The organism is Chryseobacterium sp. SIMBA_028, from assembly GCF_046535285.1.
Taxonomy (GTDB): domain Bacteria; phylum Bacteroidota; class Bacteroidia; order Flavobacteriales; family Weeksellaceae; genus Chryseobacterium.
Window position 1 is genome coordinate 40,571 of record NZ_JAWRWZ010000020.1, and the last position, 23,107, is coordinate 63,677.

Annotated in this window: 34 protein-coding genes; 9 read left to right on the plus strand and 25 right to left on the minus strand. The window is 32.3% G+C overall.

The features are described from left to right. Positions 1–3: 3 nt before the first annotated feature. The 5 genes from SCA31_RS21075 to SCA31_RS21095 form a co-directional block, all read right to left on the minus strand. The gene (locus tag SCA31_RS21075) at positions 4–627 is read right to left on the minus strand and encodes a DNA cytosine methyltransferase (RefSeq protein ID WP_410698961.1); all 624 of its coding nucleotides are present in this window, start codon (positions 625–627) and stop codon (positions 4–6) included. After that, complete coding sequence (locus tag SCA31_RS21080; RefSeq protein WP_410698962.1) at positions 624–917, minus strand: hypothetical protein; 294 nt, start codon at positions 915–917, stop codon at positions 624–626. The genes SCA31_RS21075 and SCA31_RS21080 overlap by 4 nt, the downstream gene beginning before the upstream one ends. Beyond that, positions 914–1,252 (minus strand): hypothetical protein, encoded by a 339-nt coding sequence (locus tag SCA31_RS21085; RefSeq protein ID WP_410698963.1) that lies wholly within the window; start codon positions 1,250–1,252, stop codon positions 914–916. The genes SCA31_RS21080 and SCA31_RS21085 overlap by 4 nt, the downstream gene beginning before the upstream one ends. Positions 1,253–1,254: 2 nt before the next feature. Further along, complete coding sequence (locus SCA31_RS21090) at positions 1,255–1,560, minus strand: hypothetical protein (protein ID WP_410698964.1); 306 nt, start codon at positions 1,558–1,560, stop codon at positions 1,255–1,257. Between the two features lie 240 nt (positions 1,561–1,800). Continuing rightward, the gene (locus SCA31_RS21095; RefSeq protein WP_410698965.1) at positions 1,801–2,532 is read right to left on the minus strand and encodes a hypothetical protein; all 732 of its coding nucleotides are present in this window, start codon (positions 2,530–2,532) and stop codon (positions 1,801–1,803) included. Between the two features lie 258 nt (positions 2,533–2,790). Between SCA31_RS21095 and SCA31_RS21100 the strand changes: the two genes are divergently transcribed. Continuing rightward, complete coding sequence (locus SCA31_RS21100; RefSeq protein ID WP_410698966.1) at positions 2,791–3,051, plus strand: helix-turn-helix domain-containing protein; 261 nt, start codon at positions 2,791–2,793, stop codon at positions 3,049–3,051. On the opposite strand, the gene SCA31_RS21105 is transcribed toward SCA31_RS21100, so the two are convergent. From SCA31_RS21105 to SCA31_RS21175, 15 genes are all read right to left on the minus strand, one after another. Beyond that, positions 3,023–3,433, minus strand: a complete 411-nt coding sequence (locus SCA31_RS21105) for a hypothetical protein (protein ID WP_410698967.1) — start codon at positions 3,431–3,433, stop codon at positions 3,023–3,025. The two genes, SCA31_RS21100 and SCA31_RS21105, sit on opposite strands and share 29 nt — an antisense overlap. A gap of 50 nt (positions 3,434–3,483) precedes the next feature. Then, on the minus strand, positions 3,484–4,398 hold the full coding sequence (locus SCA31_RS21110) for a hypothetical protein (protein ID WP_410698968.1): 915 nt from the start codon (positions 4,396–4,398) through the stop codon (positions 3,484–3,486). Continuing rightward, complete coding sequence (locus SCA31_RS21115) at positions 4,346–5,143, minus strand: DUF6291 domain-containing protein (RefSeq protein WP_410698969.1); 798 nt, start codon at positions 5,141–5,143, stop codon at positions 4,346–4,348. Before SCA31_RS21115 ends, SCA31_RS21110 begins: the two co-directional genes overlap by 53 nt. A 4-nt stretch (positions 5,144–5,147) precedes the next feature. Beyond that, positions 5,148–5,546, minus strand: coding sequence for an HNH endonuclease (locus tag SCA31_RS21120; RefSeq protein ID WP_410698970.1), 399 nt, complete (start codon positions 5,544–5,546; stop codon positions 5,148–5,150). Between the two features lie 259 nt (positions 5,547–5,805). Further along, entirely contained in the window at positions 5,806–6,228 is a 423-nt protein-coding gene (locus SCA31_RS21125) for a hypothetical protein (protein WP_410698971.1), read from the minus strand. Then, positions 6,218–6,373, minus strand: a complete 156-nt coding sequence (locus SCA31_RS21130; protein WP_410698972.1) for a hypothetical protein — start codon at positions 6,371–6,373, stop codon at positions 6,218–6,220. Before SCA31_RS21130 ends, SCA31_RS21125 begins: the two co-directional genes overlap by 11 nt. A 14-nt stretch (positions 6,374–6,387) precedes the next feature. Continuing rightward, positions 6,388–6,699, minus strand: a complete 312-nt coding sequence (locus SCA31_RS21135; RefSeq protein WP_410698973.1) for a hypothetical protein — start codon at positions 6,697–6,699, stop codon at positions 6,388–6,390. 6 nt (positions 6,700–6,705) lie between these two features. Continuing rightward, positions 6,706–7,392, minus strand: coding sequence for a hypothetical protein (locus tag SCA31_RS21140; RefSeq protein WP_410698974.1), 687 nt, complete (start codon positions 7,390–7,392; stop codon positions 6,706–6,708). A gap of 14 nt (positions 7,393–7,406) precedes the next feature. Next, complete coding sequence (locus SCA31_RS21145) at positions 7,407–7,862, minus strand: hypothetical protein (protein ID WP_410698975.1); 456 nt, start codon at positions 7,860–7,862, stop codon at positions 7,407–7,409. Positions 7,863–8,182: 320 nt separating this feature from the next. Beyond that, on the minus strand, positions 8,183–8,947 hold the full coding sequence (locus SCA31_RS21150) for a YqaJ viral recombinase family protein (protein WP_410698976.1): 765 nt from the start codon (positions 8,945–8,947) through the stop codon (positions 8,183–8,185). After that, positions 8,944–9,525 carry a hypothetical protein gene (locus SCA31_RS21155; RefSeq protein ID WP_410698977.1) on the minus strand — a complete coding sequence of 194 codons (582 nt, stop codon included), beginning with the start codon at positions 9,523–9,525 and terminating at the stop codon, positions 8,944–8,946. Before SCA31_RS21155 ends, SCA31_RS21150 begins: the two co-directional genes overlap by 4 nt. A gap of 11 nt (positions 9,526–9,536) precedes the next feature. Next, complete coding sequence (locus tag SCA31_RS21160; RefSeq protein WP_410698978.1) at positions 9,537–9,689, minus strand: hypothetical protein; 153 nt, start codon at positions 9,687–9,689, stop codon at positions 9,537–9,539. Positions 9,690–9,704: 15 nt separating this feature from the next. After that, positions 9,705–9,884: a hypothetical protein gene (locus SCA31_RS21165; RefSeq protein ID WP_410698979.1), complete on the minus strand. Its 180-nt coding sequence runs from the start codon at positions 9,882–9,884 to the stop codon at positions 9,705–9,707. A 323-nt stretch (positions 9,885–10,207) separates the two neighbouring features. Beyond that, complete coding sequence (locus SCA31_RS21170; RefSeq protein ID WP_410698980.1) at positions 10,208–10,528, minus strand: hypothetical protein; 321 nt, start codon at positions 10,526–10,528, stop codon at positions 10,208–10,210. 20 nt (positions 10,529–10,548) lie between these two features. Then, a complete protein-coding gene (locus SCA31_RS21175; RefSeq protein WP_410698981.1) occupies positions 10,549–10,821 on the minus strand; it encodes a hypothetical protein in 273 nt (90 codons plus the stop codon). A 160-nt stretch (positions 10,822–10,981) separates the two neighbouring features. Between SCA31_RS21175 and SCA31_RS21180 the strand changes: the two genes are divergently transcribed. Next, positions 10,982–11,419 (plus strand): hypothetical protein, encoded by a 438-nt coding sequence (locus tag SCA31_RS21180; protein WP_410698982.1) that lies wholly within the window; start codon positions 10,982–10,984, stop codon positions 11,417–11,419. Here SCA31_RS21180 and SCA31_RS21185 read toward each other — a convergent pair. Genes SCA31_RS21185 through SCA31_RS21195 form a run of 3 tightly spaced genes read right to left on the minus strand, consistent with a single transcriptional unit; the run spans position 11,412 to position 12,436 of the window. Next, positions 11,412–11,660 carry a hypothetical protein gene (locus tag SCA31_RS21185; protein ID WP_410698983.1) on the minus strand — a complete coding sequence of 83 codons (249 nt, stop codon included), beginning with the start codon at positions 11,658–11,660 and terminating at the stop codon, positions 11,412–11,414. The two genes, SCA31_RS21180 and SCA31_RS21185, sit on opposite strands and share 8 nt — an antisense overlap. Beyond that, entirely contained in the window at positions 11,647–12,189 is a 543-nt protein-coding gene (locus SCA31_RS21190) for a hypothetical protein (protein ID WP_410698984.1), read from the minus strand. The genes SCA31_RS21185 and SCA31_RS21190 overlap by 14 nt, the downstream gene beginning before the upstream one ends. Continuing rightward, positions 12,146–12,436, minus strand: coding sequence for a hypothetical protein (locus SCA31_RS21195; protein WP_410698986.1), 291 nt, complete (start codon positions 12,434–12,436; stop codon positions 12,146–12,148). The genes SCA31_RS21190 and SCA31_RS21195 overlap by 44 nt, the downstream gene beginning before the upstream one ends. 219 nt (positions 12,437–12,655) lie before the next feature. Here SCA31_RS21195 and SCA31_RS21200 point away from each other — a divergent pair, with 219 nt between their 5' ends. The 3 genes from SCA31_RS21200 (at position 12,656) to SCA31_RS21210 (ending at position 16,216) form a co-directional block, all read left to right on the plus strand. Further along, positions 12,656–13,198, plus strand: coding sequence for a DUF4468 domain-containing protein (locus SCA31_RS21200; RefSeq protein WP_410698988.1), 543 nt, complete (start codon positions 12,656–12,658; stop codon positions 13,196–13,198). Then, entirely contained in the window at positions 13,176–13,724 is a 549-nt protein-coding gene (locus SCA31_RS21205; protein WP_410698990.1) for a hypothetical protein, read from the plus strand. Before SCA31_RS21200 ends, SCA31_RS21205 begins: the two co-directional genes overlap by 23 nt. A gap of 1,073 nt (positions 13,725–14,797) precedes the next feature. Continuing rightward, positions 14,798–16,216: a hypothetical protein gene (locus tag SCA31_RS21210; RefSeq protein WP_410698991.1), complete on the plus strand. Its 1,419-nt coding sequence runs from the start codon at positions 14,798–14,800 to the stop codon at positions 16,214–16,216. A gap of 139 nt (positions 16,217–16,355) precedes the next feature. Here the strand turns inward: SCA31_RS21210 and SCA31_RS21215 are convergent, their stop codons facing one another. Then, the gene (locus SCA31_RS21215; protein ID WP_410698992.1) at positions 16,356–16,541 is read right to left on the minus strand and encodes a hypothetical protein; all 186 of its coding nucleotides are present in this window, start codon (positions 16,539–16,541) and stop codon (positions 16,356–16,358) included. Between the two features lie 851 nt (positions 16,542–17,392). Between SCA31_RS21215 and SCA31_RS21220 the strand changes: the two genes are divergently transcribed. The 3 genes from SCA31_RS21220 (at position 17,393) to SCA31_RS21230 (ending at position 20,798) form a co-directional block, all read left to right on the plus strand. Next, positions 17,393–17,923 (plus strand): hypothetical protein, encoded by a 531-nt coding sequence (locus tag SCA31_RS21220; protein WP_410698994.1) that lies wholly within the window; start codon positions 17,393–17,395, stop codon positions 17,921–17,923. Between the two features lie 34 nt (positions 17,924–17,957). Continuing rightward, on the plus strand, positions 17,958–20,282 hold the full coding sequence (locus tag SCA31_RS21225) for a hypothetical protein (RefSeq protein ID WP_410698995.1): 2,325 nt from the start codon (positions 17,958–17,960) through the stop codon (positions 20,280–20,282). 96 nt (positions 20,283–20,378) lie between these two features. After that, complete coding sequence (locus tag SCA31_RS21230; RefSeq protein WP_410698996.1) at positions 20,379–20,798, plus strand: transposase; 420 nt, start codon at positions 20,379–20,381, stop codon at positions 20,796–20,798. Between the two features lie 1,201 nt (positions 20,799–21,999). Here SCA31_RS21230 and SCA31_RS21235 read toward each other — a convergent pair. Next, positions 22,000–22,164 carry a hypothetical protein gene (locus SCA31_RS21235; protein ID WP_410698997.1) on the minus strand — a complete coding sequence of 55 codons (165 nt, stop codon included), beginning with the start codon at positions 22,162–22,164 and terminating at the stop codon, positions 22,000–22,002. A 187-nt stretch (positions 22,165–22,351) separates the two neighbouring features. Here SCA31_RS21235 and SCA31_RS21240 point away from each other — a divergent pair, with 187 nt between their 5' ends. Further along, on the plus strand, positions 22,352–22,507 hold the full coding sequence (locus SCA31_RS21240) for a bacteriocin-like protein (RefSeq protein ID WP_410698998.1): 156 nt from the start codon (positions 22,352–22,354) through the stop codon (positions 22,505–22,507). Positions 22,508–23,107: the final 600 nt, after the last annotated feature.

The window sequence follows — 23,107 nt, forward strand, 5'->3', positions numbered from 1 at the left end:
TATCTATAATTGTGAAATGTTGTTCTTAAAACATTTCAAGGCACAATCAATTATGTGTTTACCAGTCTTCGGATGCACAAGGTTTCTGTATAATTGATCTTTTCTTCCTTCAATTTTGTACTTTGACAAATCAATCCCGTGTGTTTTTATCCATTCTTCTTGGTTTCCTGTGTGAATATCAGCGTCGATTGCCTGATATTGTGATATTTTGAAATTAGACCAAAATAAATGTCTTCCTAATTCAATAGTAGGGTTTATAAGAGGTTTATAGTACGGCTTAACGTTTTCAGCAACAAAAAGCCCATCGTACCAATTCTGTAAGAATAAAATTTCACTATAAAGCGTAAGATCTGGCATTACTTTTTTACGGTTATCTTTATTCCGACTAGCCCAGAAGTTGGCCCTAGAATGACTTGTGCAAGGCCTACTCAACCAAATAAAATCAAATTCTGAATAATGATTAAGCAAGTATTCATTAGCATCACCAACAACGACATTGTCATTTGGATAGAAGTTTTTGTAAATGGCAGCTATATCAGGCTTTAATTCAACTGCTGTTATTTCGTGTTCAACTCCCCACAATTTTCTGTTCCCGCCTACACCTGCATATAGATTGAGTATTTTCATTTGATTAGATTTTCGGGGTTAAGTATTGAGTCTTTGTTAACAAAACACCAGCATTGTGAATGTGTATTTCCTCCAATTTCTGCATTCTCCGATATTCTCTTCTGCTGTTCCTCTTGGACCATGTCACAGGCAATGAAAACCAAGCTTTTTATTTGATTTATTGCCGTTTGACTTCCAATATCTTTGTTTTCAACTTCACTCAATGTAACTTCCAGAAATTCTTGAAAATTACAATTCCATTGTTTTCTTGATCTTTCGTCAAATATCTCTTGTTTCTCTTGGTGGCTCATGACTTTGGATTTAGTTCTGTAGCTTCTTTGATTAATTTTCTCAACTTATCCATGTCATCATAATCAACTATGTATCCCATTCCTGAATCATTACATATCTGTTCTGTTTTCCATGATATATGATTTAACATTTCAAGCATTTCAGGGGCTTTAGAGATTAGTAAGGCGTTATGCTTTCCCTCTAACCATGAAGTATCTTTTAAAATTTTATCAATTTTAATGTCAAAATGACTAACATTACATATTCTGTGTACATCTGTAACAATGCTTGTCTCACATTCACTTGTTAAATTGTCAATATTCCATTTTCCTTTTGTTCCTTTAAATTCGTTCATGATTATTGTTTTAGTTTGGTTAGTAAAGATTTTAGGTCGTCCCAACATTCATAAAGCTCTCCAGTCATTTCTCGACATCTATCTTGATAATCTAATTCAGTATCAAGTTTTTTCATAAGCTCTATCATTTCATCCTCCATATCTGGGACCTCTTCTAACCAAAAATCTATTTGTATATTATGGTGTCCTGGCTTATAAAATACTCCAATATTATCGTCATACATTACAATACCTAAGTTCGTATGATACGCTTTTGATATAGTTGGTTTTCTTTCTTCTACTGATACTTTTATAAATTTTGTTCTCATAATTAAGGTGTGTTTAGTTGTTTAGTAATTTTGTGAATAGTCATAAAGCATTTTGATTTGGTAATCAGTAATTTGTTCTATTGTCGTCCAATGTTCATCATACGCTAATTTCTTTCTTTTCCAAAGTGGTAAGCTATTCCACTATTTAATATGTGTTTCCATAATATTTTTGTTTTTAATAAAACCCCGACCCGAAAGCCCGGGAACTAATAACCATGAGACCGTTAGAGGTGGTCAGCCTTATTTATTGATAATTACAATTTTACCACCTACCATTGTTCCGCTTTCTTTGAATGCCCCTCTTGGAATATCAATTACTTTAGCCTCCCTCTCTTTTAGCCAATTTCTAAAATCACTTTGTTTTTTTTGAGAGCCAGTTACCCAGCTTTCAGAAGTAATACAAACCAATCGACCTCCATCTGCAAGACATTTATACATTTTTTGTAAATGATCTATATCTTGATTTTTTGTAAAAGGTGGATTGGCAATGATTTTTGAATATAATTTGCCATTGTTTTTTAAAAAATCAGAACCTATAAAAGAGTAGACAAAATTTGATTTGTGTAGTATGGAAATATTTACATCCATTAATTCATAGCAATCTGGCACTACATCACAAACTTTATTTATTGCCTTAATAATTGCGCCTTGACCTGCTGAGGGTTCTAAGATAGTATCGTTATTTTGTAAATTCGCATACATCACCAATTCGTCAGCTAACTTATCCGGTGTTCCAAAAAATTGGAATTCTTTTTTTAGATTCCTCTTTTCACCGCTTAGAATTTGAGAAAGTAAATCAGTTGGATCTTGCTCAAACACAAAACCTTGAACCTTTCCACTTTTCCATTTACCACCTATCAATTCAAGTTTCTTTTTTACATCCATATATGCGTTTCTTTCAAGTTGAATTTCTGGTAATTTCACAACTGTGTTATCAATTGTACATTTTTGTAATATTTCTTCAGTTGTCATAATAATTTGATTTTGATTAATTTTAAAAATCAGACGGCCGATCCACTGACCGCCTGATAACTCAATTTTTAAAAGGCCTTTTTTCGACTTGCCTAGGACTGCTCAATTTTAAATTAGTTCGACTATGATCGTATTGCAAATGTAAAATGTTTTATTATGATCGAACAAATTATTATAGTTAATATTTTGTTAAATATTTTATTTTAATCAAACATTAATCTATAAATAGATATTTTTGTCTCGATAAAGTCGAATATTATGTTGGATATAACAAATCACTTAAGCAAAAGAGGTTGGACTCAAACCGAACTTTCAGAAAGAATGGGTATTTCAAAAAGCACTTTAAGTGATAATTTGAAAAATCCAACTTTAGCAAAATTAAATTCAATTGCAGATGCATTTGGAATACCTGTTCGTGATCTTTTTCCTGCAGAAGTTGAAGAAAAAGGAGAGGAGCTTTTCATTAAGGATGAGAATGGCAAATTCAAGTCTATTGGATTTTTAAATAGGAATCTTTAATCCATCTTTTAAGGCAATCTTTTTGATTGTAAAAGGTTACTTTATGAACTAATATTAATTCTTCTCTACTGGTGACTAAATAGATCTGCGACCCTGAGGGGCCAATGATTTTAATGTAGTTGTAACTTATATTTCCATTACTCCCCAAACATAGCATTGTTGATGAATACCCATCTGGTAGATTTTCGCTTCTTAAAGCTTTAAAACAAATGTCAGCTTCTAACTCATTTGCGGAATTAAGAAATAAACCTCCATCTTTTACAAATCCTGAATTAAAATCAACCTCAATCAATAAGCTTGAAGCTCTTTCGTAAGAATCGTTTTCTGGATTACAAGAAGTAATTGTAAGTGCCAACAGCAGCTTAAATATTAATGTTTTCATGATTATAAATCTTAGGTTGTAGTTTCCTCTTTTTGGGTTTGTAAGTCAATTTATCTATTCGGTTCTTCTGATAAGTTAGTATCAGGCATTTCAACTCTGGTTTCATTTTTCTTGATTTCTTTTTTTATCCAGTTATACACTAAATCATTTTTGACAAGGGTAGTGGCCATTGCTTGTAAGCGTTCAAAAGCAAAGTTTACGTCTTTATGTAAAAATTCTTTTGGATCTCTGAAGTACTCTGAAAGGTGTTTAATTTCGAATTGATTAAAAAGGCCGGCTTTCCTATTTAATCTTTCTGCCTGGAGAATATCTCTCATCTTATTTTTGATGACTATTTTCTGAGCTATAGGGTCTGAAACAAACTTTTTTAACCCACCTTTTTTTAGCACTAATTCGTAGAATAGAAAGGCATGATCACATGATTTATTCTCTTTTACAGCTTGTGTTAAAGCTTTCCAGTTCTTACGTTTTTCGGCCTTGGCTTCTTCTGGAATTCTTGGCGTTTCAGGATTTATAAGTCTTTTCAGGTTTTGTATTCCCAAAGTATGCTGCTGACTTTCACATTTGTAATCTTGGTAAGCCATTAAGATCTTTCCAGCTTGTGCTGTCTTTAAGTTTGGATACAATTCAATCCGATTGCCTAGAAAGTCCGTAAGCTCACCCCTGGATGTCATTCTGTAGGCTTCGAGAACTTCTTCACCTGTTAAATGGTAAGGGAATACCCGGAGATAGGCTCCAAACTCCGCAATGGCAACTTCTGTCGGATTAATACCGTCTTCGTAAATAACGCCCTCAAGTCTTGGAAAGCTCATCTGAAAAGCAGAAATCAATCGCTTAGCAACTTTCTCTCTTTCGAAGATTCCAACCTCTTTGTCTTTCACAGATGGGAATAATACTTGTTTTTTGACAATTTCAGGTAGGCTCGAAATAGCGGATTTGTCCAGATAGCAATTGGGCTGTCCCATCAACCTTATTTCCACTCGCTCTGATGTTGATAGGGCCGTTGTTTGGGTTAGTGTTATTTGATTTTCCATTGTTTAAATTATTTAGCCATTCATACTTAAATCCTTGCCAGCTATTTTCAGCACAGTTTCTAATCGCTTCTGGAAAAGAGTAGTTGTATTTTTCACATTCCCGTATTACTGCATCAATTACGCTTTCAGTGAAAGAAGCTCGTTTATTTTTTCTTGCCTGTATCCAGTCGTCTGCATGCTTCTCAAGCACTCCAAGGGTTAAAAGCTTTTTTTTGAAATCTTTTCTATCAAAGCTTTTTGTTTCTTTTGATTCTTTTTCTAAAAGAATATCATCTACAATTACATTATCATCTACAATTACATTATCATTTACATTAACAATTACAGCTTCGTTTTGCTTCGTTTTTGAAGCAATTGCTTCGATTTGCTTGCTGTTGCTTGTGTTTGCTTCACTTTGCTCTGTTTTGCTTCGCGTTTCTCCGCTTTTTACTCCACCATTTCGTCCTGCTTCAGATCTTTTCTGTCTGACTTCTTTATATTTTTCTAAGTCTCTTTCCAATTGATTTTTAATAGGTTCGAAGAGTAGTTCTGTAATCCTATCCGGAGCTTCCGGCTTTAAATCGCTTACAAAAGAAAACATCATCTTTGCTAACTTTCCTGCCTCCTCATCTGACAGCTTTTCAAAAGTTGAGTTCCAATCTGAGTAAGCGACAAATGACTTTTTATCCTTTGCCATGGTTTTAGGGATTATTAGATTTATATAGATTACATTTTGAGCATAATATTTGAGTGTTTGACAACTCATTTCTTCCACCTTTTCCAACAGGGATAATGTGGTCAATTTGTAAACTTTGACTTGAAGAACACTTAGCACAAATAGAATTATCATTAATAAGCAACTTTCTAATGTCTCTGTTAAAAAGGTTGGCATACATTCTTAATCTTCGTTTAGCAGTACGTAACGCAGAATAATTGTGTAAAAATTGTTGCTCCTCTTTATATAGGTAGTTCAAATCTTTATCATAATAGAATCTAAATCCTTTAGTAACTATGTCCATATCTTCATTTTTTAATAATTTCAAAAGCAATTCACACCAGGCACGGTAAGCCTGTAAAGTAATATCCGGACTTTTACACATTCATTCAATTTTTGCCGGATTAAGTTTCATTATAGAGGTTAAGTAAATGCCTCTGTTTGGATTTTATATCCATATTTGTAAGATAATTCCATCAATAACGGGTCAACAGATTCAGTTTCTAAAGGAATTATCACTGTTCGCGTTCTTGCGAATATTTGACAATTAATCCCGTTCTTTCTAATCTTCTTATGTAGCTTATATCTGTCAGAATTATCACAGGAAGTAAAACCTCTTACTCTTGGGTTTGCTGGAAATGATTTCATGCTATTTTGTATTTAGATTCAAGCAATTCGAGGATGTTTTCTATTTCTGAAATGTCTCCACGGTTAACAATGTTTACAAACCGTTCAATAAAGCCCTCGTTTAGGATATTTGTATTTTCTATTTGATAATTCTCTGTGATCAAGCATCGCGATTCAGCTTCTTCCATTATGTCTTCATCATCAAAATCCCCAAGATCTTTTTTCTCGTCAGAATCGATTAAATCAAATTTCTCCTTTGCATATTCTTCAAGGTCTAAATTGAAGTATGAAAGTGCTTTTTCTTCCCAATGTTTGTGTTGATTGAAAAACCTATATTTAGGATAATTTTCTTCTTTGGTGCCGAATTGATCAATTGGTTTTTCTTCATAATCGAAAGAGCTTCCATCTTCCATAACTATTTTAATAACTTTATTTGACATTTTGCGTTTCGTTTTTAGTGATTATTTTTGCTTCGATTACGGCCTCCTTAAAATCTTTCGAAGTAAGCCTTACGATCTTCTTTACTTTGTAGATAAAATATCCCTCATTGTCTTTTGCTAAGAAAAATCCGTTGTTTAAATCCATGATTAATTTTGAGTTTAATTTTCTTCAATACTGTAATTATGAATATTTTCAGATTCATTCTTTTCTGAGAATGTTTTGTTTATAAAGTCCAATTCTTCTTGGAAAACAAATGGAGAGCGTAGCTTCATGAACCGATGCCATTTATCATTTACAATTGCATAGCGGTGATAATCCAGATAGAGAAAAGCTTCTTGTCGGCTGTGAAATTGTTCCATTGATTTGTAAGAAGTAAATTCCTTTTCTTTCATTTCTCCGTTGCCATCTCTGTATTCTAATTTGAAAGAAGTGGCGTTATCGATGTTGATTCGTTTTTTGAATTTTTTCATGGTGCTTTAATATCTTGACCAATAAGTTTCCATGCTTCCGTCCAAATCAGTAATTTTAACTTGAGCAGAGTACAATCTGAAAATCTTAGCTTCAATACCATACAAGTGCGATAATAATTCTGGTGTAGCCGATTTTCTTCCTCGCCAATTATTAACATACATTGATAAAATTCTTCCGCCTTCATTTCTTGTAGAAACTGTAAATTCAAAAGTGCATTGTCTTTTTTCTTTATCGGCTTCAATATCAGCATAGACACGAACCCAATTATATCTATTTCCATCTTCATCATCTACAATAAATGTAATTTCACCTTCTCCATCTTGGTCTTGATCCTCCATTGCTGCTTCGATAAACATTTGGTTGATTTCATAAAGAGAAATTTCTTTTTTATCAACAAATCCGACAATATTTTGCGTCATGTCAATGATCGGTTGTATATTTACTTGGCTAACTAAGTTTTCGTTTATTACTTTTCCGATCAAAGAGCTGTAATCAATTAAATCAAACTTCTGAAGATTTACATTGATACTTTCTTCAATTTTGCTTTTGATTAAGTCTTTTACATTACCCCATCTAAAAATATCGGAAACAATATCCTCGATCATTTTTGTGGTTTTGTCCTCAATCATCTGAGGTAGTTTTTCAGCAATTACTTTTTCAAGTGCGATGTTTGTTTCTTTGTTAAAATCCATGTGTATTTTATTTGTTAAAGTCTATTTAGTGAGTAACCATTTTCTTTGGCCCAACTTGGATTTTCTTCAATTTGGCGATGACCATCTCGGGAAACAGCGAGCCAAAATCTTTCATCGAGTAGTAGAGTAATGTTATTTATTCTTGCCCACTGATCAGCAAATCCTACGCGACCTTTTTTATGATGTACGTCAGTTGTTTGTTGTCCTGTAACCGGACAAATCTCGTTCTCTGGCTTGCCCATAAATTGAATCTTTGCAGCAATATACTTTGCATCTTGCACAGCCTTTTTCTTTGATATCTTTGGAAGTGGTTTCCTTGCTTTTGTTTCCTTAGGGTTTTTCTCTGCATTTTCTTTGGCTCGATAAACCTTGTAGTGACTTTGGCATCTTTTAGCTATTAATGGCCGATAAGGAGCATCCCGAGGACAATCAATACATTTGCCTGTTTTTACTTTAATTGTACTATACATGGTGAACTCTGGAGGATATTATTTTGTTATGCTTTTTTAGATCTTCTTTAAGGACTTTCAGGATTTGTTTATTGTCCTTAATTACTTCACAAGTCAAAATGAAACATCGTTTCTTGCCATTTTCTTTGTGCTTGTTTGCTATAAGTTGGAGATTGTCTATATGAGTTCTAACTTCTGTTATTCTCTGCTTAATATTCATGGTTATAGTATTTCAATGTGTTTACTAGGTTTCGGGAGTGACAGATAATAATCCATGTCGTATGTGAAATTCTTTCGTGTGCTTTCCATTTCGGATTTCGTGAGCTGTCTGTGAGTTACTTCTAAATACCAGAGCCAGAATCTGTGGTGATCTTCTTTGTCGTAGACTTTCGGGGCTTGGTAGGTTTGCGGATGATGGATGATTGACATGATTTTTCATTTATGGTTTTTAGGATTTGTTCTTTGTATTCTTTACCAGCTTTAGCTTTGATTAATAGCCTTTCGATGTATTCTTCATCTTTTGGAATGTAGATGTAATGCTCATGTAGTTTATCGTTGTAAAAACGATTATCATAGCTCATGAAAATACACTCATCCGTTTGGGTCAAGTACATATTACTTTGCATTTGTCCGTAGTATTTCGGTAAACTGATTTTTACATCTTCCTGAGTAAGCAAGGTTAAATGTTCAAGGTGTGTATCTGAATTCGGACATTTAATTTCTGCAGACATTTTAAGCGCTTTCATTATCACGTCCGGCGTTCCACCTAAATTGAACTCATCATCATAGAAGAAAACAAAACCATTATTTGAAGTGTAGATGAAATCATCATCTTCTATTGATTTACCTAAGTGCTTTGCTAATCCCATCACTGCAACTGGTTCTGTGTTCTTACCATGCTCCATTGCGTGATTGTATTGAGGCGAAAGCGGTGGTGCAAGAACAGATGCTGCGCATTTTCTCACGTAAGTTTTTGCACCTACCGATAATTTTTCACTTTTGTTTTTTGGTTCTGGCATCAACAGTGATGATTCACTTGATGTAAAATAAGGCGCCCGGAAATCCAACCATGATTCTTCTGTGTCAAATACTGCATACTTTATCATAAGGCCATTTTTTCAGCGTTAGACTTACCTGGTGTTGCAAGATTTGTATCAAGTATAAATGGAACTAAATCAGCCCTATTAAGGTTTGCCCCGAAGATATTACCGAACATATCGCAAGCATCTTTAACGGCTAAAGTTTTAGCTAGTGGAAAAGCCATTGATATTGCATTGTTATTTATGTTTTGTAAATCGGCCGGACTTGTGCCGGATTTCGTCTGTAATTGACTTGCGCCAATACCATCATGAAAATACCATTCACCATTAATTGGACTTTTAAAATGCACTCTCACCGTTACCCATACACCATTGAATGATGACCCTTGATCAGTAATTTCGATTTTATATTCTTTGAAAATCTTTCGAAGTAAATGTTCTACCTTGTCAATAGGTAAGTATTCATATGGGACTTTTTGTTTTTGCCCATTTATAATTACTTCTTTTTTGATGATCGGGTGTTTAGTGATCCATTTTTTAGGTGGATTCTGACTAAGCAGAAAATTCAGCTGATCATTTTTCCAAGCAACCTCTAAATCGGTTGTTAAATCTGCTATTGTTGGTAATTTTTGAATATCTGACATGCTTTTAGTTTTTAAGCGTTAAAGTGGTCAATTTGCTTTCTGATCATTAGAATATCATCACCGATCATCGTTGTTTTAGTTCTTTTATTAGCTTCATAATATTTGAACTGAGAGCCGTAAGACACGATTACCCAACCTTTGTAAGTTTCTTTGTAATTTTTCATAATATGTATTGTTATTTATTTTGCTAACTCTTTGATCATTGCTGTTAGAGCATCTGTTTTAGCCTTTCGGCTGGCGGTGTTCGATCCCACTCGTTCACCGCCATTTTGCTTTTTGGAAGCGTTTTTTTGTTCGAGAAATCGATAAATATGTTCTATCGGGATTTGCTCTAATATTTTGGTTGATAAACTTTTCATGCTGATTTTTTTAATCTGTGTTTTTCAAATTTTGCCAGCGTACAGATAACAGAAGATCTGAAGTCACGGGCCGAAAACCATTCAATCCATTTTTCATGAGAAATGAACCGGTTCTTAAATCTGTTTTTTAGTCTCATTGTGGCCGAGTTAGAAATTCAATGAATTGTCTGTAATACAGTCTGAAAAACCCGAATAATACAAAGCCAAAAGCAGCGTAAATTGAATTCGAGTAATCTAATGCAGTTTTACCCGCATTTACTTCGCAATCATTCATCATAACAAGTATTGATGAGGCTATCAAAAGATTTAAGATGGTTTTCATATCAATATTCTTTTTGAAGTTTAATTCTCATGTCTGCAAAATCGTACTCGCTTTCATCATCTGAGATAGTGTAGTTGTCTCTTAAGTAATTCTCAATAGCATTTTCGAGATCAGAGCTTATTTCTGCGATTTTCTCACCCTCGTCTGCCAAGCAGTACTTTGAATCTGTAAAATCGATGCAAATTGTCGGTGTTATCTGCAAATAGCCCGTGTAAACCCCATAAGTCGGATTGAAATCAACTTCACCAGTAATGAAATTTTCATTTTCAAGTCTTTGAAAAGCAATGTTTTCGAGTGTTGGTATTGAGACAGTAGTTTGCATGATTGAGGGTTTATTTGGATTTAAATACAGTCAATGACTTTCTTTACTTCTTTTTTACAGTTTTTGGCCTGCTTAATTTTAGAATCAGCATTTTGACTTGCTTTTAGTAACAATAACTTCAAAGCTGGTAGGCTTTTATCAGTAACTGGATTTACACGGTATACTAAATCTCGCAAAGTAGAAGTGCCGACACCAAAAACATTATTGATTACATCTGCACGATCGTCTTTTGTCGTAAACTCTTTCAGAAATTCACTTAAGACAGGTGAAATAGTTTCTCTAATTCTTATCATTGTTTATTTTATTTGTATTTTCGTACTCAATTACAGTATATTATTGTTGTAATTGTTTTACAAAGATAAAGAAACTTTATTCTAAAGCAATAAAAAGATAAAGAAACTTTATCTTTAAGATTTAAATTATTGATAATCAGTATGAAAATTTGCTATTACAATGGATAAAAATTCGATAAAACGATTTATTTCTCATTTAAAAGTGTTACAGAAAGTAGAGAATCAAAAGGATTTTGCGTTGAAAATTGGGTATAAGAGTGAATCTGCCTTTTCTCAAGCAATAAGTAAAAATCCTATTCCTGAAGAAACATTACAAAAGATAAAGAAACTTTATCCGGAATTAGATACATGGGAAAAGAGTGTTGTATCCTCCGATGATGTTAAAAAATATGTTTTTGAAAAACTTCCTATTGAAGAAAAGTTGAATTACATCCATAAGCAAAATATGGAGTTGCGTGAAGAAAATGAAGAATTAAAGGATATGGTTGACCATCTAAGCCTTATGATGGAAATTTCATTAGCACCAATTCTAAGGCATTTCAAATTGAAAGCAGATGATAATAAGACGAAAAAAGAAAATAAAAGCTCAATTAATTAAAACCTAATTGAGCTATTTTTATACCTAATCTAAATTTATTTAAATTGAAACTTTCTGTAACAGTTTCAAAAAATATTATCTTTTGTTCTTTTGACAAAACAGAGTATTTAACCTGTCTTAGTAGCAAGTGATTATTAAATATATATTCATCATATTCAATTGCACCACTGTCAAAAAAGGCCTCGTTTCTTTGATGTAATTGCCTTATAAAACCCCGTTGCTCTCTATTAATTCTTTCCATAGGTTTTATTGTATTGTTTGGCGCTACGTTCTATAGATTTGTATTGTATTTCGTCCTTTAGTATCTGATCACCAACATAATCATAAAGTTTGTAACTAACATAGAAAACAGGGAGTAGCATTAATAAGAATCCTAAACGATGCCACCAATCAGGATCTATTTCAAATCCATATCTCATTAATTCATACATTGCAAGAGAATATAATGAAGCATAAATAGGAAGAAAATAACACATATGGTATGCTCTCATAAATCTTCCAACACTACAAAGGATAATTGTAACGTAAAGACTTTCAATCCAAATATCTGACCTTAATTTAACCCCTCTTCCATCTAACATTAGATCAAAAGCAGGGTCATACCATGACCATAAATTATCTGTAAATGGTATAAAGCCCGATAATATTACTATTATCGAGCCAGTTATTTTTAAGTAAGTTAGTTTATGTTTGCCTAACTTTAATCTTAAATATTTTATCGCTCCATTATCTCCTAGGTGGGTTAGGAACGTCTTTAGGATCGCCGCCATCTTCAGATCCGGGTATTATAGGGGGTACAGTTCCTGACGATTCAAATATTCGCGTTGAATCACTTTTAACAGGACTTTCAATGTTTTCAATTGAAGCACCTCCGTATTGGTTTAACTTAAATTCTGGGTTACTGTTTTTGACATGTTCAATTGCATCTTTTCTTGCATCTTCGTCCCTGTCATTAGAACATGAATAGAGTAGTGTAACGGCAATTGCAGTAATGATAATGATTTTTGTTGTTTTCATTGTTAATGATTTTAAATGAAATCAAAAATACTAATTATAATTACAGTACTATTATTATACTTATCCTTGTCTTAATTGCGAATATAACATTATATATCTAAAAACAATGAATTATTTTACTTCTATAATAAAACATTTTAATCCTGCAATAGGTTTAAATACGGGAATCCATAAAAGAGCGTATTTAGAATATTTCTATATTTGTGGAAAAATTATTCCATGAAGAAAATACTTTCAATGTTAATAATTAGTGTTGGAGTTTTAATTTCAGCTCAAGATTTAAAATATGAAGAAGTGATTAAAGTTGATTCAACCATAACTAAAAATGAGCTTTATAATAGGGCGAGAACGTGGGTTAAACAAAACTTTAATAAGAAAACTAGCTCTATTGATGTCGATGATGAAGTTTTAGGAGAAATTAGTGCTAGTGGAATCATAGATTACAGAAAACGCAAAAGCTATTTCGGATCAGCTTGTGTTGAGGGACCAATTAAAATTAAATTTAGTATTTATTTAAAAGGTGGTAGGTATAAATACATATTCCATTCATTTGATCACAAAGGATCGGGTGGTTATGGTTGTAGAAATACAGATTACGGAATAGTAACTAATGATGAAAAGGCTCCACAACCAAGCTGGGGTAAACCTACAGATAAAGCATGGAATGATATTAAAGCAACAATTAAGGAAAATGTCGAGCTTAATATTTCTGACCTTAAACAAGCTATGAATAAAAAACATGAAACAAGTAATAATTGGTAGTATGAAAAAAGCATTATTGATTTTGACTATTTCAATATTTATTATTGCGATATTTTCCTCTTGCTCTGATTTTAATAAAAAAGGAAAACCTTTGTTCAAAGATATCCTAGAGCTACATGAAGCTTCTCTTACAAAATGCAAAACTATTGAGCTAGTTTGGTCAAATGCAATATATGATAAAAAATATGCACTTTCTACATCTGAAAAATTAGAAGAATATTATGTGTCTGATTTTAATGTTGCAATATATAGAATGGAAAATGAACCTACCATTAATATTTTAAATACAAAAATTGATTCATTGAGTTCTAAAGTTGTGGAACATATAGAATTAATTTCAGATAAAAAAAACGTTTCATACGACAAATTATTGTCTCTATATACCAACGTGATTGAGTTAAGTAAAAATGCTCGATCTCCAAACGGAAGCTTACAATCTTTTTCTGATGATGTCAATGAAAAAGAAAATCAAATAAATATGTTGATTACTGAGATAGAAGCAAGAAATCCTGAGTTTAAAGATTAATATTATACAACTTAGAATTAAAGAAGTATCTAAAAGAAAGGGCTATACTATGGCTAAACTTTCTGAAAAGTTAAACATAGATAGCTTGATGGCGAATAATTAGAAATAAGAAAGAAACAAGTAACGACTGGTAAATAAAAAAAGAGGGACTATAAATAGTCCCTTTTGTTATTTTGTGTACTGAATTTCCGTAACAAAAAAGTAACAAAATCAGTAACAATACCATACCTTTACACCCTGAAAATTATATAAAAATAACGTTTAAACGCTGTTAATACGCATAAAGGAGCTGAATTTCTGACTGGCAGTCAAAAGGTCACGGGTTCGAATCCCGTATTCTCCACTGGTGTTAATGAAGAAATCTTCAAAATGCGTTAAAAGCTTGATTAATCCTGCAAATTCAAAGAGTTTGCAGGATTTTTTTTGTTGTACACAATCGCAAAATTTTCAAATAAGCTCATAAAGTTTGTGACAAAATCGTGGCAATTATTTTTTGCAATAAATAATATAGCGTAAAATGAAAAAAATAATTCTACTACTAGCCTTTGCATTATATCCGTTTCTTGTGATGCCAATTTAGGAGGTTCTTATAACGGTCATACTTTACATGTGGGAGATAAAGGAGGTTGTCATTATACCAATTCTTCTGGTAATAAAGCATATGTTGATAAAAGTAAATATAAAGGCTGCTATTAAATTTATCATTAGAGAGATATCAGATTTTTTATATTTGTATGCTTGAATTATTCAAGTTTCTACTGATTTTATAAAGAGCCTCTTTTGGGAGGTTCGATAAGAAGATAAGAAAGTTTGAGTTTTCGTCTAAGAATGTGTGGAAAGAGGAGCAGGGAAAGAGTATGAAGAGAAGGTGGGGATTTGAGGGTAGATTATAAATACGGTTACTATCATAGCCTATCGATTTTAATTGAAATAAATATACCTTAAATCTATTATTTTGAGAGGGTGTAAGTTTGTGTTGATAAGATTACAAATGTATCTTTGCAAAAAACTAAGAAAACACATGGTCAAATGACATTTATTTTGTTTTTTTATCATTATTAAGATAGTTATTTATGAACTTTTACTTCAATAGAATATTTTCTTTTTTATTTTTTATATTCTTTTCATACTCATTTGCACAAGTAGGGAATAAAATAGGCTTTATTGACAGTATGCAGTTAAAAGAATATGCAAGATTGCAGGATATTGGGGACTATAAAAGTATTATTTTAAATGAACAAAAGCTTATTAAAGAATCAGAAGAACTGGATTATTCTAAGGGAATAATTACAGGCTACTTAAATATAGCAAATTCATTATTTGTCATCAACAACAATAAGGAAAGTTTGCATTTTCTTGATATTGCAAAGCAAAAATTAGAAAACGATAAAGATCCGGAATTGAATGCAAGATTATATTTTTTCTATGCTAGAAATTATTCAGTATTAGGATTATATGATCAATCAAATAAAAATCTTAATAGGGCATTGCATTTTTCTGGTAACATGTCCAATATAGAGAAAAGAAAAAAGCGAGAGTATCTTATTTATACCTGGAAAAGAAAGAATTTTATGCAATTGCAATTAATGGATTCTGTTTTTAAAATGGAACGTAAAAGTCTTGCATTAGGGGCTGAAGTTGAACTGTATGTAGCAATTGCAGAGAGGAATTTAGATAGTGAAAAAATAGATTCAACAGAATATTACCTTAATAAGGCATTACAATTATATCAAAAAAGTACTGCAAGACAGCAGGCCGTTGTTCTAAGATCTTTTGGGAAAATGTATGTAGAAAAAAAGGATAATAAAAAGGCATTGGATTATTTTTTTCGATCATTAGAACTTTCTCAGAAATTAGGGTTAAAAAAAGTATCATTAGAAACCTATAAAGAAATATATGAGATTTATAAGTCTATGGGCGAAGTAGATAATGAAAAGGAGTTTCTTGAAAAATATACTGTTTTAAATGATAGTCTAAATAAAATTGAAAAAAGTATTTTAAATAGTACGATAGAAAAATTTCTAAAAGAGAAGGAAAAAGATGAAAAGAAGAAATTTCATTATACAACCATCGCTATTATTTTAATTGTTATCACAATATGTATTGTATTATTATACATTTATAAAAAAAATAACAGATACAAGGACATTTTAATTGACAAAAAAAATAAAGATATAGATATTCTCGAAAAAAAATTAGATACGAGTTACGAAGAAGTTATACAGCTTGCAGTAAATGGAGATAATCTATTCCTTGTAAAATTTAAGGAAATTTATCCCGATTTTTATAATAATCTAATTAGATGTTACCCAGATCTTAATGTCGGTGATTTAAAGTTTTGTGCTTTAGTGAGACTTAATTTTTCCAATAAAGAGATCGCGCAATATGGTAATATGTCTGTCCGTACTGTTGAATCAAAAAAATATAGACTACGAAAAAAAATCGGTCTTCCCACAAACACTGACTTTAATAAATGGATAAGTGATCAATAGTTTTTACTAAAATATGCTTTCGAATAATTTAGTAAAAAATAACTTATACTATGAAGTGTATCAGTTATAATAAAATAATAGGGCTTGGGTTTATAATCTGAGCCCTTATTCGTAACAGCGTGGTGATTTCAGAAACACCTTAAAAATCAAATATTGCTGTAGTTTGTCTTTGAATTCCAGTTTGTACAAAATAAAAGGCTTCTTTTGTGCAGCATCTGTTGTGGTAATCTCTAGTACCAAATTTCTGATCTTTCTCATTTTTCAAATGAGTATTATGCTCAACATTGAGAATATTTCCTGTTGTTTTCCTAGGTAGTTCTTTCAAAAATGAAGGTAATGTTATATTGCTTTAAGAATTTTAGAAGTCATGGTATAGTCATCTTTTTTTTTCTAATAAATAGGTGAAAATCAAAATGAGTTTTTAGCTTATAAGGCTAATAAGATACAACTATAAAATTTTTATAACACTGCATTTACACTTTAGGTTATTTGTATGTTATTGGTTTTCAGTGTTTTTTAATTTTGCAGTGCAAGTGCAGTGTGTGCATTTTTAGATTAAGATGTTACCTTTGTACCAAGATTTGAAATGTATATTTTCTTTAAATTTTATAAAGATTTTAGACGTTGCAAAACTTATTTAAAATTCACTAAAATGAAAAAAAAACTCTTTTTGAAAGAGCTTCACCGGGAGCTCTTCAAGTATGCCACCGATTACTTTACCGAACTTATAAAGATTAGAGTATTAGCTCAAGCTTCTTTACCTTTATGAAGTAGATGAGTTAATATCTGGATTTAGTTTTTAAACTAAATTATATAAAGATTAAAATTATTCCTATAACTAATTTGACACTATTGTTATTTTACCGTTCGCATGGTAAAAAAATATCTCATCAGTTTATTACCTGATTTAAAAATGTTTCTTAGATATATTCTTGCACATTTCAAATAAAAATACCAGAACCAGTCCGACAGAAAGGGAGTTTTTTCTTCTGTGTTTTTTAAAACAATGAAGACCTTAAATATAGTGTGTATGGTAAGAAAAAGGAATGACCTTACTGTACTCCTAAACACTGCTTTACGAAGATTCTAATTACACAAATGATCCGAGATGAATTGTACTATACATGACAGAAGCAGTGTACAATACCAATACAGTAATAATAAATATACTCAATAATGAAGAAAAGTTTAATTATGACAATTACACTATTTACAGCATTTGCTGTAAAGTCCCAAGTAGCAATTGGGAAACAGACTGTTTCTAACACCTCAGTATCAGTAGAGTTTGCCAATAATGAGAACAGAGGATTGATCTTACCCTATGTAGAAAATAAAAGCAATATCATTCAAGAAGGTACAATTATTTACGACACAACAGATTATAAAGTAAAATATTTGAAAAATAACGGACAATGGGTGAATCTTAGTGAAGATGACGGAACAATGGCTACCATTGGTACTGTAGACCTATCCGTTCAGGGGACCGATAAAACAGAAAATACAGGCGCTAAAACAACCATTGGAATACCTGGTGCTACGAATGGAATTTTTGTATTGGAAGCTTTAGACAAGGCCATGATTCTTCCAAAAGTCACAAGCCCACATCTTAATATTATAGATCCGGCTCCAGGGATGATGGTATATGATACAGTAAAAAAACAGCTTGTTGTTTATAACGGAAAAATGTGGTCTTTCTGGAAACCATAATACAGAATAATCTCAAAATTTTATAATAAAGACGATGAAAAATAAGAACTTATTTCTTTTTATATTACTCACTTGGGGTAATATAATGATTTTTGCCCAAGACTGTAGTATTAATGCCGGTGGAAATGCAACAATTTGTGGTACCTCATATACATTACAGGGTAGTGTTGCAGGGAGCAGAACGAGTACTCCCACCTGGACGTTGGTATCAAAACCATCAGGAGCACCCAATCCTGTAATCAATGGAGCGAATACCTATGCGCCCAACGTAACTGGGATGACTTCGCCGGGAAACTATGTTTTTGAAATTTCTCAATCTTGTACAACAGGAGCAGTAACATCACAAGTAACTATAACCGCCCCCGGAGAGGTATCTACTTTTACGGCAGGACCAGATATCACTAATGTATCTGCTTTAACAGGCACAGCAACTTTAGCAGGAGTTATCCCAGCCGGCTACACTGCATCATGGACCTATTATAGTATTATTAATTATGAAAATTATGGCATTATTACAACGCAGAATGCTACAATGTCAAATAATACAACAGCAACCCCTTCCCTTATTTTGACAAAAAAGGCAAATCACGATACTGATCCTGCTTATCGTGCCGTATTAAGGATTACTTCCATCAATAATCCAAACTGCTGGTATGAGGATGATGCTATTGTCAGATTCATTCCTAATCCACAAATAAGTATTCCAGCGATGAATGACTTTTGCTATCAGGCAGCAAGCAATGATCGTTACATATATTTAGATGGCACTTCGCCAATATTTTCAACTACATCACCAGGCTCTTCAGGTAATCCTGCATTTGGAACTACCGTAAGTTTGAATGTAATCAGCCAGCCTGCGGGAGGTAATATTTCTTTTTCATCATTACTTGAAGGAGCTATATATTTCAATGGTGTAAATACAATAGGAAATTATAAATTTACAGTAACAGTCACAAATGCGAGTGGAACCTATACGACCCCTCAGATTTCTTATACGTATAGTGGTATATCGCCTAAAAATGTGGATTTCCTTGATTCTTCGTACCCCGAACAGATGGCGGTGTATAGTTCAGGGGGGAGTGCTGGTGCTGTATACTGCAATTATGTAGGAAAAACAACGCCTATCAACATCTATTTTAAGATTGATCCTGCAGATCCTGCATCTGTTATAACAAATATTAGCAATATAAGGATTACACCATCGGGAGGAGCTCCTATTCTAACTTTAAATGGAGCTGGGACAATGAATAGGAATATAGTTGCAACCCCGCCTGCTGGAGGATGGCAGGTAGGTACCTATGTAATTAGTATAAATACCCAAAAAGGGACTTGTAATATAACACAAGCCTATTATATTCATATATCTGATGGTAATCGCTCAAATGTATCAGTGCCAAATACGACAACGTGTTATCCTGGTTCTGGTGTAGTAACTGCAACAATTCCTCTGCCTGAGGTATACAAAGGTATGGTTAACAGTAGTTATTTTCAAGATTTTAATGGTCGATACGACTTCACTCTTGTTTCTAAGCCTGCCGGAGCGGCCAACCCTACTTACGAAGCTAGCAATTTTAGAACACTTACCAATACTTCAACTGTAATAAGTAATCTGGATACGCAGGGCGAGTATGTCTTTAAAATAAAGGCAGTACCAGGTCCAGGAACTGATCCTCGTTTCTTAGACAAAGAATATGAATGCTCAGGAGCATCTCTTGAAAGTACATTTTCCATATTCGTGTCAAAACAGATTAATTCTAATGCCGGAAGTGATAAGGCTGTTTCTTGTAACACCACAGTGACATTGGCTGGTAATGATCCGGGATTAACAAGCACTGGACAATGGGAACTTACATCAAAACCTGCTGGGGCCACAGATCCAATTATCGTAAATGCATCATTGTATAATACTGCTGTAAAGGGCTTGTCTGTATTTGGAGTTTATAAATTTTCTTGGAAAGTTACTACCGGAACATGTACAAGCATGGATGAAGTAGTTATTACTTTTGACCAATGTACAGCCTGTTATAAACCAGGTATTATGGCTACAACAGGAAACCCTGCCCTGAATACGAACTTTGGTATTACATCATTGGGAAGAGCTGGTGCTGATCATGTTGATAATTGGCCAATGATTAGAAAAGGTGGATGGATGGCTCTTGAATCCAAGACCAAAGGATTTGTTCCGAACAGAATTGATTTTAATACTTCTGGAAACCCGGTAGGAATACCTGTTGCTAATTTTATAGAGGGAATGTTGGTGTATGATATGACGAATAAATGTATGAAGATGTACACTCTTAAGGAAGGGGATACATCTATGGCTTGGCATTGTATTTCTACACAAGCTTGTCCGGAGTAAGGAATATATTAATTTAATGCAATCAGTGATAGGTTTTCAGTATGAAACTGATATTTACTGTCTTCTCATTACTGACTTATATATAGATAATATAAAATGGAAAATTTAAAAGACATCCATATTGGAGATTTGTTGTATAAGGGAGTAAAAGAAGAAGACATAGATATAAACCGGATATGCAAGTTTCTTAAGGCAACTGAAAAAGAGGTTTTACAAATGTACGCTGCGAAAACACTGGATACAGATACTCTTTTAAGATGGTGTAAATTGCTTGAATATGATTTTTTTAGGCTCTATTCCAGCCATTTGATTTTATATGCTCCAGTAGCGAGGGTAAACAATAAAAATGAAAAAAAGCAGATGCCTCAGTTTAGAAAAAGCTTATATACAAAGGAAATTATTAATTATATATTAGAACTTATAGACACTGAAAAAAAAAACACTTTAGAAATAATTAATGAATATAGAATTCCTAAAACTACTTTAAGCAAATGGATAAGAAAATACAAAAAGTAGTCTGCCAACCCGACTATAAAAGAATTTATAGTGATTTTATAGCAGTAAAATGCCCGGAAAAGAAGGGAATTGTAGAATGTTTTTTGTCTAAGGATACACTTTCATTATCCGATATTCTAAAAATTAACAATTTGTTATTTGACAAGAGTTCTGCTGAAAATCAAAAGCATAAGTCCTATGATGAAAAGGCAATTTTTGAGATGCTCGAATATCAAAAAAAACACAGATTAAATAATACCCAATTAGCAAATCATTTTAAATTAAGCAGAAATTCCGTAGCAAAATGGAAGCGTATGTTTTTAATATAGAATAATTTGCATTTTAAAGTAAAAAGTAGTTCTGTTATTACTTTTTTTCTAAGTTTTTAGAGAGTATATTCAAAATTTGAATATACTCTTTTTTGTTCAATAACTTGATGAGATAATCCTCAGTATATGCTTATAAACAATAAAGGCTATTCAAGGCCAATTAGAGCCTTTTATTTCCTGTTGTTGTAAGAAATTTGTCCAGTACTGTATTCTTCACTTTTTAAACTAAAGAGAATTTGTAAATTACTGAAAAATAAATAATTACATTTTCTATTTTTGTACCCAATGTAGCAATATAAATAAACAGTATATTTGATAAAAGCACACTACTCATTAGCGACTAGCCAACAAAATCAAGAGGTATAGACGCTGGTTTATAAAATATAAAAGAGTGAGCTGGCATTATTCCAAAACCAAACAACAAAGATATTTTATGACAGATATATTTACCAAGAAAGCTATGCTTTGGGAGAGGATGCTTTTTTACCAACTTACCTAACAGACATTGAAAAGGTTTTGACTTAAACTTTTGAAAGAGTTGTTTATAATCTTGATGTAATTTATAAAGAACTGCAGGAAATCAACTATTTATTTAAGACAAATCCTGAAAACAACTATGAAAAACCTTTACATGAACATGCTTTAAAAATTGTGGTTTTCCTGGTATAACAAGGCCTGATATGAATAACAACGATCAAGCATTTTTTGACAAAGTGAAACCAATATAACGTTGGCTTACAAGGATTTTGCAATAGTAGAGGGTACTCATTATGATTTTGTATTAGCTTTTTCAGGATGAGACTACAAATAAAAATAACCCCTGCATTATCAGGGGGTATTTTGGCAAATCTTCCATGCAGTAAAGATACTACTCTTTGAAGATATAGTTTAATTTATGAAGCCTCATTTTTGGGTTTAAAGTTTCTTCCTGCACCTTGTCGTAGAAAGGTAATTTTACCTTGTGTCTGCTTAGCTTTTTCAAGAACTTCCAATGCTTTTGATCGTTCGCTAATTTTGCCTGCGTGTGTTATATTATCCTGACGTTCACGTTTTTTCATACTTCAATATAATGAATTTATTTTAAAAAAACAAATATTTCATCTTTTATAGTATTTCAGTAGGGTCCGGATTTGTGATTGATTCGCTTACCAGACAGATATTACGATAAAAAAAAATATTTTATTATATTAAATCCCTGTTTAGAGAATATTTATTATATTTGGATTCTAAACTAAAATCAAAACCATGAAAAATTTAAAGAAAATTTCTAAGGAGAAATTAAGAAGTATTAATGGCGGTCAAAAATTATGTCCCCCTGGTTCTAAACCAATGCATTGTCCAGGCTCTGATAATCCTCAATGTTATTGGGATACCAATACATTAGAATGTCCTGATTTTTAAAATACAATCCCTCAATTCGAGGGATTTTTTATTGCCTAGATTTTGAAAGAACACTGCCTATTTCATTACAATCAATAGGTGCTTCACCATGTATCATTTAGATTTGTTCTCACTTTATAATTCTTGTTTTAAAAGTAGTTGTATTCAATGTTGGCTGTTAGTATTCGCGAATAGTGATAGCTTTTCCATTGTTTAAGCCACTATTTAAAGATAATTTTGCCCCACTGATCTAGTTTTTTATATGATTAATGTATTATTTGATTTGCTCTTTGGGACCATTCTGAATCAGTATAATTTAACTGTCCCAAAGGGTTTTTACAAGATAGAAGTAGTGAAAAATGAATTCTATTGTTCTCTAAAATTTTCATAGCCCCCTTTGAAGCATCAATATTTTTAAATGTTTCTGTTACCAGATAAGGAATGAATAATCATACGGTTGTATTGATAATGAATTGTCTACATAGAATTTCTAATATTCTGTTTTAAATCTATTGCTGGAAGGCAAAGGACTTTTGAGGTCAATCATGTATGTCTTCAAAAGAAAATGGACTTTCTCTTAGGGAGTGTTTGTTAGTTTAAAGTTATAATAAAAGTTGATTT